This is a genomic window from Saccharothrix luteola (assembly GCF_020859565.1).
Classification (GTDB): Bacteria; Actinomycetota; Actinomycetes; order Mycobacteriales; family Pseudonocardiaceae; genus Actinosynnema; species Actinosynnema luteola.
The window spans coordinates 204566-219242 of sequence record NZ_JAJHUO010000006.1; the positions used below are offsets into that span (position 1 = coordinate 204566).

Genomic DNA, 14677 nt, shown 5'->3' on the forward strand with positions numbered 1-14677 from the left:
TTTGACGCGGATCCCACAAGCGCGCGTGGGATGCTCCAGCGCACAGCACTCGGTCGGCACCACCCACCGTACGATCCACGGCTGTGGAAAGGTCGGCGACGAACGTGATCGGCGGGCTGCTCGAACAACGCTACCGGGTAGGCGCCCTGGTCGCGCGGGGCGGCATGTCCACCGTGTACCGAGGTGTGGACACGCGCTTGGAGCGGACCGTGGCCATCAAGGTCATGGATCCCCGGTTCTCCGCCGACCCGCAGTTCGTGGCGCGGTTCGAGCGCGAGGCGCGGGCCGCGGCGAAGTTGCACCACCCCGGCGTGGTGCAGGTGCACGACCAGGGCGTGGACGAGGACCGGGTGTACCTGGTCATGGAACTGGTCGACGGCGGCACGCTGCGCGACCTGCTCACCGCGCGCGGCAGGCTGGACGTGCCGCTGGCGCTCACCGTCATCGAGAAGATCCTCTCGCCGCTGGCCGCCGCCCACCGCGCCGACCTCGTGCACCGCGACGTGAAGCCGGAGAACGTGCTGATCGGGCCCGGCGGCACGGTGAAGGTCGCCGATTTCGGCCTGGTCCGCGCGGTATCCACGGTGGGCGTGACCAGCGACACCATGATCCTGGGCACAGTCGCCTACCTGTCACCCGAACAGGTCACCACCGGCACCACGGACGCGCGCAGCGACGTGTACTCGGCGGGCGTGCTGCTGTACGAGATGCTGACCGGCGCGCCGCCGTACGTGGGCGACAACGCCATCTCGGTGGCCTACCGGCATGTGAACGACGAGGTGCCGCCGGTGCCGGACGTGCCCGCCGAGGTGGCGGAGCTGGTGCGCCGGGCGACCCGCAAGGAGCCGTTCCTGCGGCCCGCGGACGCCGAGTCGTTCCTGTCCGAGGTGGAGACCGCGCGGGCGAAGCTCGGCATCGCCGCCGTGGACGTGCCGGTGCCCGTCGCGGCGACGGCCGCCGAAGAGGCCACGGAGCACGTGCCGGCGCCGGTGAGCCCGGCCGAGCAGACGTTGCGGGTGGAGCCGGTGCGGGTGGGCGCGGGCGCGCCGTTCGCCGAGCCGACCGTGCCGGTGCGCCGGCCGAACCCGCTCGTGCCGCCGGCGGGCGGTCCGCAGGGCACCAGGGCGATCTCCCGGGCCGAGCTGCTCGCGCCGCCCGAGCCCAAGCCCGTCGGGCCGACTCCCCCGGCCCGACCGCGTCCCAAGAGACCTCCGAAGAAGAAGACGCCCGAGCAGCTGTACGAGGAGATGCGGGCGCGCGGCAAGCGGCAGTTCATCACGTGGCTCAGCGTCGTCGTGGTGGCCGCGATCCTGATCGGCGTCACCGTCTGGTGGCTGGCCATCGGCCGGGTCGCGACCGTGCCGAACCTGGTCGGCCAGGACGAGACCGTCGCCACCGCGCTGCTGGACGAGGCGTCGCTGAAGAAGACGGTGCGCCGGGAGAACAGCGACACGGTGCCGAGCGGGCAGGTGATCAGCACCGACCCGCCCGCCGGGACCAAGGCCAACCAGGGCGACCTGGTGCGGCTCGTGGTGTCCGCGGGCAAGCCGGTGGTGCCGCAGGTCAACGGGGGCGTCGAGGTCGCCGCGGCCGAGCGGGAGATCACGTCGGTCGGGCTGAAAGCGCAGCTCGACCCCGCCGAGGACGAGTTCAGCGACCGCGTGCCCAAGGGCAAGGTCGTGACGTTGAAGCCGGCGCCGGGCACACCGGTGCCGATCGGCTCGACGGTGACGATCGTGCTGAGCAAGGGCTCGGAGCCCAAGCCGGTGCCGAGCGTCACGGGCAAGACGAAGGACGAGGCGTTCGCCGAGCTGAGCGCGGCCGGGTTCGAGCCGGTCGAAGGCCCGACGGAGTTCTCCGACAAGGTCGACGGCGGCAAGGTGATCCGCACCGACCCGCCGGCGGGCACGAACATGCCCCCGGGCAACCGGCGGGTGACGGTCGTGCTGTCCGCGGACACGGTGACCGTGCCGCAGGTCGAGGGCAAGACGGTCAAGGAAGCGAAGAAGATCCTGGAAGAGGCCGGCCTCAAGGTCGACGTCCAGTTCAACGACCGCGACCGGGCACGTGTGGTCAACCAGTCCGTGCGGGCCGGTGAGCGCGTCCCGAAGGACACCAGGATCACGATCATCGCTGTGTAGAACTGCGCCGCCTCCGGCGTCGCGGGCGAGGTCGCCTGGAAGTCGACCGTTCGCGCCCTGATTCTCCGACGATCGAAAAGCGTGATCGCCGGAGAATGAGGACGCGAACGATCGACGCGACCTCGCGTGGTGGTCGGGTATGGGCGAGCCCCGGAGCAGGAGCTGTAAGACGGCGGTGGCCCCCGACTCGCGGAGTCGGGGGCCACCGGGCGTTTCGGGTGCGTCGGTCTAGCTGCGGAGCATTTCCGCGACCAGGAAGGCCAGCTCCAGCGACTGCTGCGTGTTCAGGCGCGGGTCGCAGGCGGTCTCGTAGCGGCCGGCCAGGTCCAGGTCGGAGATCTCCTGCGCGCCGCCGAGGCACTCGGTGACGTCCTCGCCGGTCAGCTCGATGTGGATGCCGCCGGGGTGGGTGCCCAGGCGCCGGTGCACCTCGAAGAAGCCCTGCACCTCGTCGACGATCCGGTCGAAGTGCCGGGTCTTGTAGCCGGTGGACGCCTCGTGCGTGTTGCCGTGCATCGGGTCGCACTGCCAGATGACCTGGTGGCCGGAGGCGGTGACCTTCTCCACGATCGGGCCGAGCACGTCGCGCACCTTGCCGTTGCCCATGCGGCTGATCAGGGTCAGCCGGCCGGGCTGGTTGTGCGGGTCGAGCCGCTCGACGTACTCGACGGCCATCTCCGGCGTGGTCGACGGGCCGATCTTCAACCCGATCGGGTTGGACAGCAGCTCGGCGAACGCGATGTGCGCGCCGTCCAGCTGCCTGGTCCGCTCCCCGATCCACAGGAAGTGCGACGACAGGTCGTACAGCCGCGGCTGCTCACCGTTGGTGTCCAGGCGCAGCAACGCCCGCTCGTAGTCCAGCAGCAGCGCCTCGTGCGAGGCGAAGATCTCGGTGGTGTGCAGCGACGAGTCGTTCACGCCGCACGCCGACATGAACCGCAGGCCGCGGTCGATCTCGCCGGCCAGGGCCTCGTACCGCTCACCGGCGGGCGACTGGCGGACGAAGTCCTTGTTCCAGTCGTGCAGCCGGTGCAGGTCGGCCATGCCGGCGGTGGTCATGGCGCGCAGCAGGTTCATCGCCGCGCCCGCGTTGGCGTAGGCGCGGATCATCCTGGACGGGTCCGGCACGCGCGCCTCGGGCGTGGCGACCAGCGAGTTCACGATGTCGCCGCGGTAGGACGGCAGGCCCAGCGCGTCGATGTTCGACGAGCGCGGCTTGGCGTACTGGCCGGCGATGCGGCCGATCTTCACCACCGGCAGGCTCGCCCCGTAGGTGAGCACGACGGCCATCTGCAGCAGGGTCCGGACGTTCGCGCGGATGTGCGGCTCGGTGTTGTCCGCGAACGTCTCCGCGCAGTCGCCGCCCTGCAGCAGGAACGCCTCGCCGCGGGCGACCTCGGCCAGGTTGTCGCGCAGCCGGTCGATCTCGGCCGGCACGGTGATCGGTGGCACGCTCTCCAGCACGGCGCGCACCCGGCGCACCTGCTCGGCGTCCGGCCACTCCGGCTGCTGGGCGGCAGGCCGGCCCAGCGCGTCGTCGAGCCGGTCGCGCAGCTCGGGCGGGAGGGGCGGAAGCTCGGGAAGCGTGTCCACGGGCACGTCCACGGTCCAGTTCACACGTTAAAGATAGCTGTCCACATCGAGAGACGGACGCGGGTCCGACCTGTGCATTATGTGGACCATGTCGGACACCCGATCGGATGACAACACGGCGGCGAGGCTGCTGTCGACCGCGGTGGAGAACGTCCAGCGGGACTACCCGGCGCACTGGTCGCACGTCGTCACCGGTGACGGCGACCTGGTGCCGCAGCGCGTGCTGCACCCGATCTTCGCCGGGTCGTTCGACTGGCACTCGTGCGTGCATCAGACCTGGTTGGCGGTCCGGCTGCTGCGGCTGCGGCCCGGGATCGAGGGTGCGGCGAAGGCCCGCCGGGTGCTGGACTCGCTGATCACGGTGGAGCACGCGGAGGTCGAGGCGGCGTTCTTCGACGGACCGAGCGGCGGGTTCTGGGAGCGTCCCTACGGGTGGGGGTGGCTGCTCGTGCTCGACGCCGAGCTGCGCACCTGGGGCTCGCCGCTGGCGGCGGCGCTGCGGCCGTTGAGCGCGGTGCTGCGTGACCGGTATCTCGTCAAGGTGGCCGGCGCGCGGCTGCCCGTGCGGACCGGCACGCACGGCAACACGGCGTTCGCGACCGGGCTGGTGCTGGACGCGGCGCGCGCGGTCGGTGACGACGAGCTGGCCTCGGCGTGCGCGGAGGCGGCGTTGCGGTGGCACCGGGAGGACGTCGGGTACGGCGGGTTCGAGCCGGACGCGGCCGACTTCCTCTCGCCCGCCCTGACCGAGGCGGACCTCATGCGGCGCGTGCTGCCCGCCGACGAGTTCACCGCGTGGTTCGAGGCGTTCCTGCCGCACCTGGACGACTCGCGCTGGAAGGTGCTGCGCGAGCCCGTGCCGGTGGACGACCCGGCTGACCCGCACGGCTCGCACCTGGTCGGGCTGGCGCTGTCGCGGGCGTGGCAGTGGCAGGCCGTCGCGGACGCGCTGCCGCCGGGGCACCGGTACGCCGACCTGGCCCGCACGGCGGCCGGGGCGCACCGGGAGACCGGTCTGGGGCTGGTGTTCGGGCACGGCTACTACGCCGAGCACTGGCTGGGCACGTTCGCCGCCTACCTGGACGTCGGCGCGTTCACGGATCGGTGAGGGACGCGGCGGCGTCCCGGCACCGGCGCTCTTCCAGCGGCCGGCGCATCGCCGCGAACCGCTCGGCCGCCTCCAGGAACAACGCCGACGCCTGCGTGCGGTGCCCTTGGGCGCGCCGCAGCTCGGCGCGCACCTCCCACAGCGCCGCCGTCCACGGGCCGCCCTGCCAGAGGCCGCTGATCCGCTCCGCCTCCGCCAGGTGCGGCCCGGCGCGGCTCGGGCTGCCCGCGTTCGCGCACGCCGTCGCCGCGGCGATCCGGAAGCCGATCGAGCACGGGTCGCACACGTGCGGCGCCTCGGTGAGCCACCGTTCCGCCTCGCGGATCGCGCCGAGCGCGCCGCCGATGGTGCCCGCGGCGAGCACGCGGACCCCGTGCACCCGGATGACCAGGTGCGACGGTATGCGTGACGAGCGGGCCAGCGGCAGCGCCCGGTCGAGGTCGGCGCGGGCCGCCGCACGGTCGCCGCGCCGGGTCTCGGCCTCGGCCCGCCGTTCCAGCGCCAGGGACTGGGCGGACACGCAGCCCGCGCGTCCGGCCTCGGCCAGGGACTCGCCCAGCGTGTCCACCGCGTCGTCGAGGCGCCCGGACAGCAGCGCGAACTCGCCCAGCAGCAGGTGCGCCAACGCCCGGCCACCGGCCGAACCCGCCCGTGACGCGATGGCGAGCAGGTCGCGGCCGAACGACTCCGCGCCGTCGTGCCCCTCCGCCCCGTACAGGTAGAACTCCTGCAAGCACAGGTGGGCGTCGTAGACCTCGGGACGGGGCGGCTGCCGCACCGCGTCGGCGAACTCCTCCCGGAACAGCCGGTGCCACGTGCCGCGGGCGTGCGCGACGAGGGCGAGCAGGGTCGAGGCCTCGCCCAGCTCGTGCCCCAGGTCGGCGTCCAGCGCCAGCACCCGCGCCTGCCTGGCCAGCCGTTCGGCTTCGGCGAGGCGGCGCCGCCCGAACGCGACCAGGCCGTTGGCCAGCGCGACCGCCGCCCGCTGCGCCGGTGACGGCGGCTCGGCCGCGTCCTGGCTGAGCGCCGACTCGTACAGCGCGACGGTCTCCGCGTCCGGCCCGACCCCGATCCGCTCGCGCAGCGTGCGGCGCAGCCGGTCGAACTGGCGCAACGCCTCACCGCGGCGACCGGCGGCCAGGTGCCGGCGCATCACCGCGCGGTGCGCCTGCTCGTCGGTCTCGTCGAGTTCGAGCAGCCGTTCCCAGTCGCCTGCGGCCCTGAGCAACGCGACGTACCGGCCCTCGACCTTCTCGTGCGGCTCCGAGACCCAGCCCTCGTAGCGGTCGTCGACGAGCAGGCCACCGCGGTACTCGGCGGCGACGAGCGCGCACCGGTCGGGGTCCCCCGAGGCCAGCGCGGCGTCGGCGGCCCGCTCGAACCGGTCGAGGTCCACGTCGACGACACCACCTGGCCACAACGTCAGCAGCCGTCCCTCGCAGCGGACGGCGTCGGCACGTCCCAGCGCGCGCCGCGCGTAGTACACCGCCTTGCGCAGGTTCGCCCCGGCCGCGTCGGCGGGCAGGTCGGGCCACAGCCGGTCCATCACCTGCTCGCGGTGCAGCCTGTGGTCGGGCGCCACGGCCAGCAGCTTCACCACGTCGGCCGCGCGCCGGTTGCGCCACACGTCACCGGGGACGGGTCGGCCGTCGACGGTGACGGCGAACCTGCCCAGCACGCGCACCTGGCAGGTGGACGGCATGGCGGCACCCTACGTCCGGCCCGGCGGGACCGCCGTGGGAACGGTTTGGGAACGCCGCGAGGCCTAGCGTGTCCCGATCCACTCCGAGTCGGGAGGACACCCATGTTGTTCATGGACGTGCACAACCACCTGCCGGAAGGCGCTGGTCCCCAGGACGTGGCCGAGGCGCACGCCGCCGACCTCCGCACCCAGGAGCAGTACGGCGTCCAGTACCTCAACTACTGGGTCGACGAGCAGGACGGGAAGGTCTTCTGCCTGGTCGACGCGCCGGACGCGGAGACGGCGCACCGGGTCCACCGCGAGGCGCACGGCTTGGTGGCGGACGAGATCTACCCCGTGGTGCAGGGCTGAGAGAACGAGGAAGGTGATGGAGATGTACGTGCTGGCGTCGAAGAGCTTCACCGAACCGGAAGAGGTGCGGGAGTTCCCGCACGGTCACGTGGACCTGGTCACCGTCGGCGACACGACGGTCGGCAGAGCCGAGTTCGAGCCGGGCTGGCGGTGGACGCAGGACGTCAAGCCGATCGCGGGCACCGACACCTGCCAGGCTTCGCACACCGGCTACATCCTGTCCGGCCGGATGCACGTCGTCATGGACGACGGCGCGGAAGGCGACGCCGGACCGGGCGACGCGGTCGTGGTGGAGCCGGGGCACGACGCCTGGGTCGTCGGTGACGAGCCGTGCGTGATGGTCGACTTCACGGGTCTGCGCGACTACGCGAAGAAGTGAGGGGCCCGCGAAACCGAGAGCGCCCTCGGACGCGGAGTCCGAGGGCGCTCGTCGTCGTGTTGGATCGCCGCTGCTCCGCGGACGGCGGGCGGCTCAGCCGAAGAAGACCTCGGCCTCGGCGTAGCGGTGCACCGGAACGGTCTTCAGCTCCGCCGTCGCCTCCGCCAGCTTCACCCGGACGATCTCCGTGCCGCGCAGCGCGACCATGACGCCGAAGTCGCCCTCGGCGACCGCGTCCACCGCGTGCAGGCCGAACCGGGTGGCGAGCACGCGGTCGTAGGCGGTGGGGATGCCGCCGCGCTGGACGTGGCCCAGCACGACCGCGCGGGACTCCTTGCCGGTCCGCTCGGCGATCTCCTCGGCCAGCCAGGTGCCGACGCCGCCCAGCCGGACGTGGCCGAACGCGTCCTTCTCACCGGAGTGCAGCACCTCGGCGCCGCCCTCGGGCATCGCGCCCTCGGCGACCACGATGATCGGGGCGAACTGGCGCTCGAAGCGCCGCTCCACCCACTCGACCACCTTGTCGACGCTGAACTGCCGCTCCGGCACCAGGATCACGTTCGCGCCGCCGGCCAGGCCGGAGTGCAGCGCGATCCAGCCCGCGTGGCGGCCCATGACCTCGACCACCAGCGCGCGGTGGTGCGACTCGGCCGTCGTGCGCAGCCGGTCGATCGCCTCGGTGGCGATGTGCACGGCGGTGTCGAAGCCGAACGTGTAGTCGGTCGCACCCAGGTCGTTGTCGATGGTCTTCGGCACGCCCACGACGCCGATGCCGTCGTCGGTGAGCCGCTTCGCGACGCCGAGGGTGTCCTCGCCGCCGATCGCGATCAGCGCGTCGACCTTGTTCGCCGCGAGGGTCTCGCGGATCCGGTCGACACCGCCGTCGATCTTGTACGGGTTGGTGCGCGACGAGCCGAGGATGGTGCCGCCCCTGGTGAGGATGTCCTCGACGTCATCGAGCCCGATCGGCTTGGTCAGGTTCTCGACCGGACCCTGCCAACCGTTGCGGAACCCCAGGACGTCCCAGCCGTGGGCCTCGATGCCCTTGCGGACCACGCCGCGGATGACCGCGTTGAGGCCGGGGCAGTCGCCACCGCCGGTGAGCACACCAATGCGCATTTGCTTAGCCAATCTCTTCTCGTGGCGTTGGTCACCCAAGCCTGACACGCGCTGGATCGGTGCAGCAAGCGAGGGTCCACCTACCGGACCGTGAAACCCTTCCGCAAGCGCTCGCTCTCGATCACCTTCCAGCGCGCGAGGTTGTGCCGTGCGTCGGCCAGGGCGTCGTGTGCGTCCGCGGGCGCCGGCGGCAGGTGGGGTTTGCCCACGTCCTCCCAGCGTTGGCGCAGGTCGCGGGTGAACCGGGGCAGGCAGCGCGGCAAGGCCGGCATCGGGCCCCAGAGCTGCGCCAACGCCACGTGGTCGTAGGCGGCGAACCATGCCCAGAGCTCGATGTCGTCCCGGTTGGCCTTGGGCCCGCCGAGGAAGTCGAGGAGGTCGGCCCGGATCCGCTCGCGGCTGCGCCACGCCCGGTCGGCGGGCGACGGCAGCTGGTTGAGCACGTTGGCGCGCACCCACGGTCCGGCCTTGGCCGGGTCGAACTCGGTCGACACGGCGTAGAACTCGCGGCCTTCCTCGTCGACCACTCCGATGGAGACGAGGTCGATGGTGACCCCGTCCTCGATGAACTCACAGTCGTAGAAGAACCGCACCCCGCCAGCCTAGGGGTGCGGATCAGCCCGCCTTCGCCTCGGGCAGCCGATCGACCGCTTTCGCGGGCTTCTCGTCGCCCTGGCCCTCCTTGGCCTTGGCCGCGTACACGTCGACGTACTCCTGGCCGGACAGCTCCATCAGGGCGTACATGATCTCGTCGGTGATGGACCGCAGCACGAACCGGTCGCCGGACAGGCCCTCGTAGCGGGAGAAGTCCAACGGCTTGCCGATCTTGATCCGGATCGGGTACGGCCGCCACATGCGCGAACCGATGGGGTTGGCCTTGTCGGTGCCGAACATCGCGATCGGGATGACCGGCGCGCCGGACTCCAGCGCGATCCAGGCCACGCCGACCTTGCCCTTGTACAGCCGGCCGTCGGGCGACCGCGTGCCCTCGGGGTAGATGCCGAGCAGCTTGCCCTCGCGCACGATCCGCACGCCGGTGTCGAGCGCGCCCTGGGCGGCCGACGCGCTGGACCGGTCGATCGGCACCTGGCCGACGCCGTAGAAGAACCAGCGCTGGAACCGGCCCTTGAGCCCCTTGCCGGTGAAGTACTCGATCTTGGCCGGGAACGTGACCCGGCGTGACAGCTTCAGCGGGAGGAAGAACGAGTCGGAGACCGCGAGGTGGTTGCTCGCGAGGATGGCGCCGCCGTCCTTGGGGATGTTCTCCGCGCCCTCGATGATCCGGGGTCGGAAGAACAGCTTCAGGAGCGGCCCGAGAAAGATGTGTTTCATCAACCAGTACAGCACCGCTGCGAGCGCCTCCTCGACGTGCTTGATCCCCGGCGCCAGCCTACGGAGCCGACGGCGAAACACACAACGAACACCCACGCGGAGGCGGTACGGTCCAAGTGCCACCGGCTGCCGTAATCCGCGACACAACGGGCTCGTGGGACGATGGACCCTGGCAGAGGATTGGCCTTCACGACCCGGAGGGCTGGAGCACGCCGATGAACTCCCGACGCGACTCGACCGACGGCCCGGAGGACGTCGACGCGACCTTCGCCGAGATCGTGGCGGGTCTGGAACGCGAAGGCGTGGGCAGGCAGGCCTACCCCGACGAGGCCGAGCCGGACGAGGGCGACGAGGCCGAGCCGGCGCGGTCGGTGCGGCCCGAGGGCCAGCCCGCCGTGGCCACGGCCGACGACGACCCCGACGCGTACCCGGACTCGGACCCCGACTCGGACGACCCGAACGACCACTACGTGCCGCCGGAGCCGCCTCCGCTGCCCGCGTTGCGGCCGGGCACGGTCGCGGCGCTGCTGCTGATCGCCCTGGGCGTGGTCGTCCTCCTGTTCCCGGGCCTGTTCGGCCTGACCGGCGTGATCGGCACCCCGCTGGCGCTGATCGTGATGTGCTCGGGCGCCGGCTGGCTGATCCTGCGCATGCGCAACACCGACCCCCCGGACTCGGGCTGGGACGACGGCGCCGTCCTCTGACCCTCGCGCGTGTCGAACCTTCAGCGCCCGCGTGTCGAACCTTCAGGACCGGCGTGTCGAACGCTCAGGACCCCCGAGTTCAACGCTCAGGACGGGCGTCGGTCTGCCGCGCCGGTGCCTGAGTGTGGAACTCGGGTACCTGAACGTTCGACACGCGGGACGCGAAGGTTCGACACGCGCGACGCGAGCGTTCGACACGCGGGACCTGGAGGTTCGACACGCGCGGGGGTCAGGAGCCCGAGATCAGGCGGATGGTGAAGCCCTCGGCGTCTCGGCTCATGCTCACTTCGCGGCACGTCCGGTGCGTCAGCCACAGGCCGACGCCCGCCGTCGCGGTCCGGTCGGTCGGCACGAGGCCCGCCAGCGGTGACGCGGGCCCGTCACCCCGATCCGTCACGGCCACCAGCACGTGCGTCGGCCCCGCCCACGCCCGCAGCCGCACGGGCGGCCGGCCGTGCGACTGCGCGTTGGTCACGGCCTCGCTCGCCGCGTACACGATGTCGTCCACCTCGTCGTGGCTCAGCCGGGTGCCGACGCACGCCGTCGTCACCGCACGCCTGGCCTCCGCGGGCGTCGGGTCGGTCAGCTCGACCAGCGGCCGCCCCGCCTCGAACGCCGTCGGCCCGGTCGGCGGCAACGCCCACGACGACCGGTACCGCGGGTTCGGCAGGTGCGACCCGTCCGTGCCGGCCACGTGCGGGTGGGTGCGCACCACGTCCGCCAGCACCCGCGCCGGCGTGGTCCGCAGGTCGTACGGGCACAGGCCCCACAGCGGGTACTCGGCGAAGACCTCGTTCACCGCAGCCTCGTACCGCGACCACCAGTCCCACGCCGCGCCGACGCCGGGGTGCGGCACGTCGCCGACCACCCGGATCTGCGCCGCGCCCGCGTACTCCGCGAACAGCTTCCGGTAGGCCATGATCGCCTCGGTCGGCCGGTCGTACTGGTCGCCGCCGTGCAGGAACACCACGCCGGACGGGTCGGCCACCGCGTCCCGGACCAGCCGCTCGTTGGCCGGGCGGCACGCCACCAGCACCGGCTCGCACGCCGCCACGCCCTCGTCCACGAACGGCACGACGACCGACCGGTAGTCGTCGTCGCTGCCGTAGAACGCGGTCTCGTGGAAGTAGCCGACGTGCCCGCTCGCCGCACCGGACCTCATCGGCGCACCACGAGGTCGAGGAGGGACTCGCGGACGTGGTGGTCGCGCGGTCCCCGCATGACGGCGGTCCGCATCCCGCGATGCTACGCGGAATGCGGGGATCAGCGGTGCCTGCCGTTGCGGGCCGTGCTCGCCGCCACGTCACGCGCCAGCGTGGCCACGCCGACGATCCCGGCGTCGTCACCGAGCTGCGCGGTCCGGATGCGGGCCAGCGGCCGGTGCCCGGCGCCGGTCACCACGGCCGCGTACCGCTCGCGCGCGTCGTCCAGGAACAGCGGCGCGGACTCCGACACACCGCCGCCGATCACCACGACCTCGGGGTCGTACACGTCGGCGACCAGCGCCAACCCCTCACCCAGCCACCGCGCCAGGTCCGCCATCGCCCGTTGCGCCAACGGGTCGCCGTCGCGCGCCGCGCCCGCCACCCGACGCCCGGTGACGGCCCGCGAGTCGCCCAGCGCCTCCCGCGCCAGCACGGTCGACTGGCCGGGGTAGCGGGCCAGCAGCTCGACCGCCGTCGTGCTCAACGCCGTGCCGCTGCAGTACCGCTCCCAGCAGCCGTGCTTGCCGCACGGGCACGGCCGGCCGTCCGGCACGAGCCGCAGGTGGCCCAGTTCGGGCGCCACGCCGTGCGCGCCGCGGAACACCTGCCCATCGATCAGCAGCGCGCCGCCGATCCCGGTGCCGATCGCGACCAGCGCGGCGATCTTCGCCCCGCGCGCCGCCCCGAACCGGTGCTCGGCCAGCGCGGCGGCGTTCGCGTCGTGCTCCAGCACCACCGGCATGCCGATCCGCCGCGAGATCCGGTCCGCCACCGGCGCCTGCCGCCACGCGAGGTGCGGCGCGAACCTCACGGTCCGCAGGTCGGAGGCCACGAACCCGGCCACGGCCAGGCCGACGCCCGAGATCCGGTGCCGGGACGCCAGCTCGGCGACGGCCTGCCCGATCGCCTCCTCCAACGCCTCCTCGCCGCTCGGCGTGGCCGCGCGCGCCGTGTCGAGGACCGCGCCGTCGCCGTCGACCACCCCCGCGCGCACGCTCGTGCCGCCGACGTCGACGCCGACAGTCAGCACTGCGCCCCCCGGTCACGCCGCACCACGGGGATGTGCTGGACCCGCGGCTTCTCCGGCCGCGCCGGCTCGTCCTCCGGCACCGGCGGCGACGGCTCAGCCAACGCCGCCCGCAGCACCGCGATCAGCCCGGCCACGTGCTCGGCCGCCTTCGCGGCCAGCTCCGACCGGTCGCCGCGGGCCAGCGCCACCGCGTTGCACAACGGGCACCAGCCGCACGTCCTCGGGTCGTGCTCGCCCTCGGCGGCCACCCGGTGCAGCCACGGCTGCGCCCGCTCGGCGGCGGCGTCGAGCAGCAGGCGCAGCTCTTCGGCGAGTTTGGAGTCCACGTGCCTCACCGCATCCACAGATCGGGGTCGGGTGCGAACCGCACCGCCAACCCGGCCTCGTCCAGCTCCGCGCCGGTCACCAGGCAGCGCTTGAGCAGCGACGGCAGCGCGACCAGCCGCCGCCTGCCGTCCACCGTCACGGCCAGGTCGTCGCCCACCCGCGCGAGGTCGAGCGACGAGTCGCCGACCGGCAGCGCGACGCGCAACGTGTACTCCAGCTCGCCGGTCCGCTCCACGGTCAGCAGCTGCCGGTCGGCGTCGGCGCCGTCGAGCGGGTCGCCGCCCTGGTAGAGGCCCTCGGCGACGTCCAGCAACGCTGCCGTGCCGACCGGTTCGGCGGCCCGGTGCTCCACGGTGCGCACCGATCCGAGGTCGGCCAGCCCGGCGAGCACCGCGTCCTGCTCGGCACGACGGGTGCGCAGCCACTCGGCGGCCGGACCGCGGTCCGCGCCGGGGTGCGGCACGACCCGGTTGGCCACCACGCCGTCGACCCGGATGCCTTGCAGCGCGAGCGCCGTCACGGTCCGCCTGGTCTCCGCCGCGACCACCCGCTCAGGGGTCAGCACCAGCCGCACGCTGGTCGTCGGCGAGGTCAGCAGGCCGCGTAGCTGCTCCAGCTCCTCCGCCAGCCTGCCGAGCGCGTCGGCGGTGGCGTCCCACTTCTCCAGCGCGTCGCTGCCCGCGACACCGGCCAGCAGCCCGCGCACCACCCGGCGGTGGGTCGGGAACAGCCGTTCCAGGTAGGAGGCGAACGCCTCGGGCAGCGCCAGCAGGCGCAGCGTCTCGGCGGTCGGACCGCAGTCGACGACCACCACGTCCCACGGCCCGGTGGCGGCCAGCCGCCGCACCTCCGAGAGCGCCAGCAGCTCCTCGACGCCGGGCAGGACGGTCAGCTCCTCGGCGTCCAGCTCGTCGACGCCCGCGCCCGCGAGCACGGTCCGCAGGTGTCCGCGCAGGTCGCGCCACGCGTCGTCGACCAAGGCGCGCGGGTCGATCTGGGCCGCGTGCAGCGAGGCGGCGGACGGGCCGCCGTCGACCTCGGCGACGTCACCGGACAGCGGCACGCCGAACGCGTCGCCGAGCGAGTGGGCCGGATCGGTGGACACGACCAGCGCCTTGCGGCCACCGGCGGCGAGCGCGGTGGCGGTGGCGGCGGCCAAGGTCGTCTTGCCGACCCCGCCCTTACCGGTGAAGAGCAGCAGGCGGGCGCTCATCCAGCGTTGTCCACCCGGTTTTCCACCCGGCGCTTGAGCTCCTTGAGCGCGGTGTCCATGATCATCTTCTCGGCCTTGCGCCGGAACAGCCCGATCATGGGCACGACCAGCTGCACCGACAGGGTGTAGGTGACCTCGGTCGAGCCGCCCTTGGGCGCCAGCGCGTAGCTGCCCTCCTGCGACTTCTGCATCTGACCCTTGACCAGGTGCCACGAGATGCGGCTCGGCGACCACTCGTCGTAGGCGAGCACGTACTCATCCTTGATCGGGCCCTGGTCGATGTTGAACCTGACCTGCGCCGCGCGACCGTCCGCCCCGGTCTCCAGCACCTCGGCGCGCTTCACCCCGTTGGCCCACTCGGGGTAGGCGTCGAAGTCGGCGATGACCGCCGCGATCTCCTCGGGCGTCGCGTCGATGACGATGGACTGGGTGGACTCGTCGGCCATGCGGGGGAGGCTACCCGGTGGTTCGGC

The 14677-nt window shown here is 72.8% G+C and carries 15 protein-coding genes; 5 read left to right on the forward strand and 10 right to left on the reverse strand.

The features are described 5' to 3' along the window. The first annotated feature begins 83 nt into the window (after positions 1-83). Positions 84-2141 carry a Stk1 family PASTA domain-containing Ser/Thr kinase gene (locus LNK82_RS10410; protein WP_230566725.1) on the forward strand — a complete coding sequence of 686 codons (2058 nt, stop codon included), beginning with the start codon at positions 84-86 and terminating at the stop codon, positions 2139-2141. 228 nt (positions 2142-2369) lie between these two features. On the opposite strand, the gene LNK82_RS10415 is transcribed toward LNK82_RS10410, so the two are convergent. Next, complete coding sequence (locus LNK82_RS10415; protein WP_230566726.1) at positions 2370-3758, reverse strand: class II 3-deoxy-7-phosphoheptulonate synthase; 1389 nt, start codon at positions 3756-3758, stop codon at positions 2370-2372. A gap of 64 nt (positions 3759-3822) precedes the next feature. On the opposite strand from LNK82_RS10415, the gene LNK82_RS10420 reads away from it, so the two are divergent. Next, entirely contained in the window at positions 3823-4842 is a 1020-nt protein-coding gene (locus tag LNK82_RS10420) for a DUF2891 domain-containing protein (RefSeq protein ID WP_230566727.1), read from the forward strand. On the opposite strand, the gene LNK82_RS10425 is transcribed toward LNK82_RS10420, so the two are convergent. Continuing rightward, positions 4829-6544, reverse strand: coding sequence for an AfsR/SARP family transcriptional regulator (locus tag LNK82_RS10425; protein ID WP_230566728.1), 1716 nt, complete (start codon positions 6542-6544; stop codon positions 4829-4831). The two genes, LNK82_RS10420 and LNK82_RS10425, sit on opposite strands and share 14 nt — an antisense overlap. Positions 6545-6646: 102 nt before the next feature. On the opposite strand from LNK82_RS10425, the gene LNK82_RS10430 reads away from it, so the two are divergent. After that, the gene (locus LNK82_RS10430; protein WP_230566729.1) at positions 6647-6895 is read left to right on the forward strand and encodes a DUF4242 domain-containing protein; all 249 of its coding nucleotides are present in this window, start codon (positions 6647-6649) and stop codon (positions 6893-6895) included. 16 nt (positions 6896-6911) lie between these two features. Further along, positions 6912-7274, forward strand: a complete 363-nt coding sequence (locus LNK82_RS10435) for a cupin domain-containing protein (RefSeq protein ID WP_230566730.1) — start codon at positions 6912-6914, stop codon at positions 7272-7274. 93 nt (positions 7275-7367) lie between these two features. Here LNK82_RS10435 and LNK82_RS10440 read toward each other — a convergent pair whose 3' ends face one another. The 3 genes from LNK82_RS10440 to LNK82_RS10450 form a co-directional block, all read right to left on the reverse strand. After that, positions 7368-8393 carry a 6-phosphofructokinase gene (locus LNK82_RS10440; protein ID WP_230566731.1) on the reverse strand — a complete coding sequence of 342 codons (1026 nt, stop codon included), beginning with the start codon at positions 8391-8393 and terminating at the stop codon, positions 7368-7370. A gap of 80 nt (positions 8394-8473) precedes the next feature. Beyond that, complete coding sequence (locus LNK82_RS10445) at positions 8474-8986, reverse strand: polyadenylate-specific 3'-exoribonuclease AS (RefSeq protein WP_230566732.1); 513 nt, start codon at positions 8984-8986, stop codon at positions 8474-8476. Positions 8987-9008: 22 nt separating this feature from the next. Beyond that, complete coding sequence (locus tag LNK82_RS10450) at positions 9009-9740, reverse strand: lysophospholipid acyltransferase family protein (RefSeq protein WP_230566733.1); 732 nt, start codon at positions 9738-9740, stop codon at positions 9009-9011. A 200-nt stretch (positions 9741-9940) separates the two neighbouring features. Between LNK82_RS10450 and LNK82_RS10455 the strand changes: the two genes are divergently transcribed. Next, a complete protein-coding gene (locus tag LNK82_RS10455; RefSeq protein WP_230566734.1) occupies positions 9941-10429 on the forward strand; it encodes a hypothetical protein in 489 nt (162 codons plus the stop codon). Positions 10430-10658: 229 nt separating this feature from the next. On the opposite strand, the gene LNK82_RS10460 is transcribed toward LNK82_RS10455, so the two are convergent. From LNK82_RS10460 to LNK82_RS10480, 5 genes are all read right to left on the reverse strand, one after another. Continuing rightward, on the reverse strand, positions 10659-11591 hold the full coding sequence (locus LNK82_RS10460) for an anti-sigma factor RsbA family regulatory protein (protein ID WP_230566735.1): 933 nt from the start codon (positions 11589-11591) through the stop codon (positions 10659-10661). Between the two features lie 101 nt (positions 11592-11692). Beyond that, positions 11693-12664, reverse strand: coding sequence for an ROK family protein (locus LNK82_RS10465; RefSeq protein ID WP_230566736.1), 972 nt, complete (start codon positions 12662-12664; stop codon positions 11693-11695). Continuing rightward, entirely contained in the window at positions 12658-12990 is a 333-nt protein-coding gene (locus LNK82_RS10470; RefSeq protein WP_230566737.1) for a hypothetical protein, read from the reverse strand. The genes LNK82_RS10465 and LNK82_RS10470 overlap by 7 nt, the downstream gene beginning before the upstream one ends. A gap of 5 nt (positions 12991-12995) precedes the next feature. Then, a complete protein-coding gene (locus tag LNK82_RS10475; protein ID WP_230566738.1) occupies positions 12996-14204 on the reverse strand; it encodes an ArsA family ATPase in 1209 nt (402 codons plus the stop codon). Beyond that, positions 14201-14650: an SRPBCC family protein gene (locus LNK82_RS10480; RefSeq protein ID WP_230566739.1), complete on the reverse strand. Its 450-nt coding sequence runs from the start codon at positions 14648-14650 to the stop codon at positions 14201-14203. The genes LNK82_RS10475 and LNK82_RS10480 overlap by 4 nt, the downstream gene beginning before the upstream one ends. Positions 14651-14677: the final 27 nt, after the last annotated feature.

Excerpts from the sequence above, each read along its gene's own strand:
- LNK82_RS10420 (WP_230566727.1), top strand. The coding sequence starts at position 3,823 with ATGTCGGACACCCGATCGGATGACAACACGGCGGCGAGGCTGCTGTCG.
- LNK82_RS10425 (WP_230566728.1), bottom strand. The coding sequence starts at position 6,544 with ATGCCGTCCACCTGCCAGGTGCGCGTGCTGGGCAGGTTCGCCGTCACC.
- LNK82_RS10460 (WP_230566735.1), bottom strand. The coding sequence starts at position 11,591 with ATGAGGTCCGGTGCGGCGAGCGGGCACGTCGGCTACTTCCACGAGACC.
- LNK82_RS10480 (WP_230566739.1), bottom strand. The coding sequence starts at position 14,650 with ATGGCCGACGAGTCCACCCAGTCCATCGTCATCGACGCGACGCCCGAG.
- LNK82_RS10430 (WP_230566729.1), top strand. The coding sequence starts at position 6,647 with ATGTTGTTCATGGACGTGCACAACCACCTGCCGGAAGGCGCTGGTCCC.
- LNK82_RS10440 (WP_230566731.1), bottom strand. The coding sequence starts at position 8,393 with ATGCGCATTGGTGTGCTCACCGGCGGTGGCGACTGCCCCGGCCTCAAC.
- LNK82_RS10435 (WP_230566730.1), top strand. The coding sequence starts at position 6,912 with ATGGAGATGTACGTGCTGGCGTCGAAGAGCTTCACCGAACCGGAAGAG.
- LNK82_RS10475 (WP_230566738.1), bottom strand. The coding sequence starts at position 14,204 with ATGAGCGCCCGCCTGCTGCTCTTCACCGGTAAGGGCGGGGTCGGCAAG.
- LNK82_RS10455 (WP_230566734.1), top strand. The coding sequence starts at position 9,941 with ATGAACTCCCGACGCGACTCGACCGACGGCCCGGAGGACGTCGACGCG.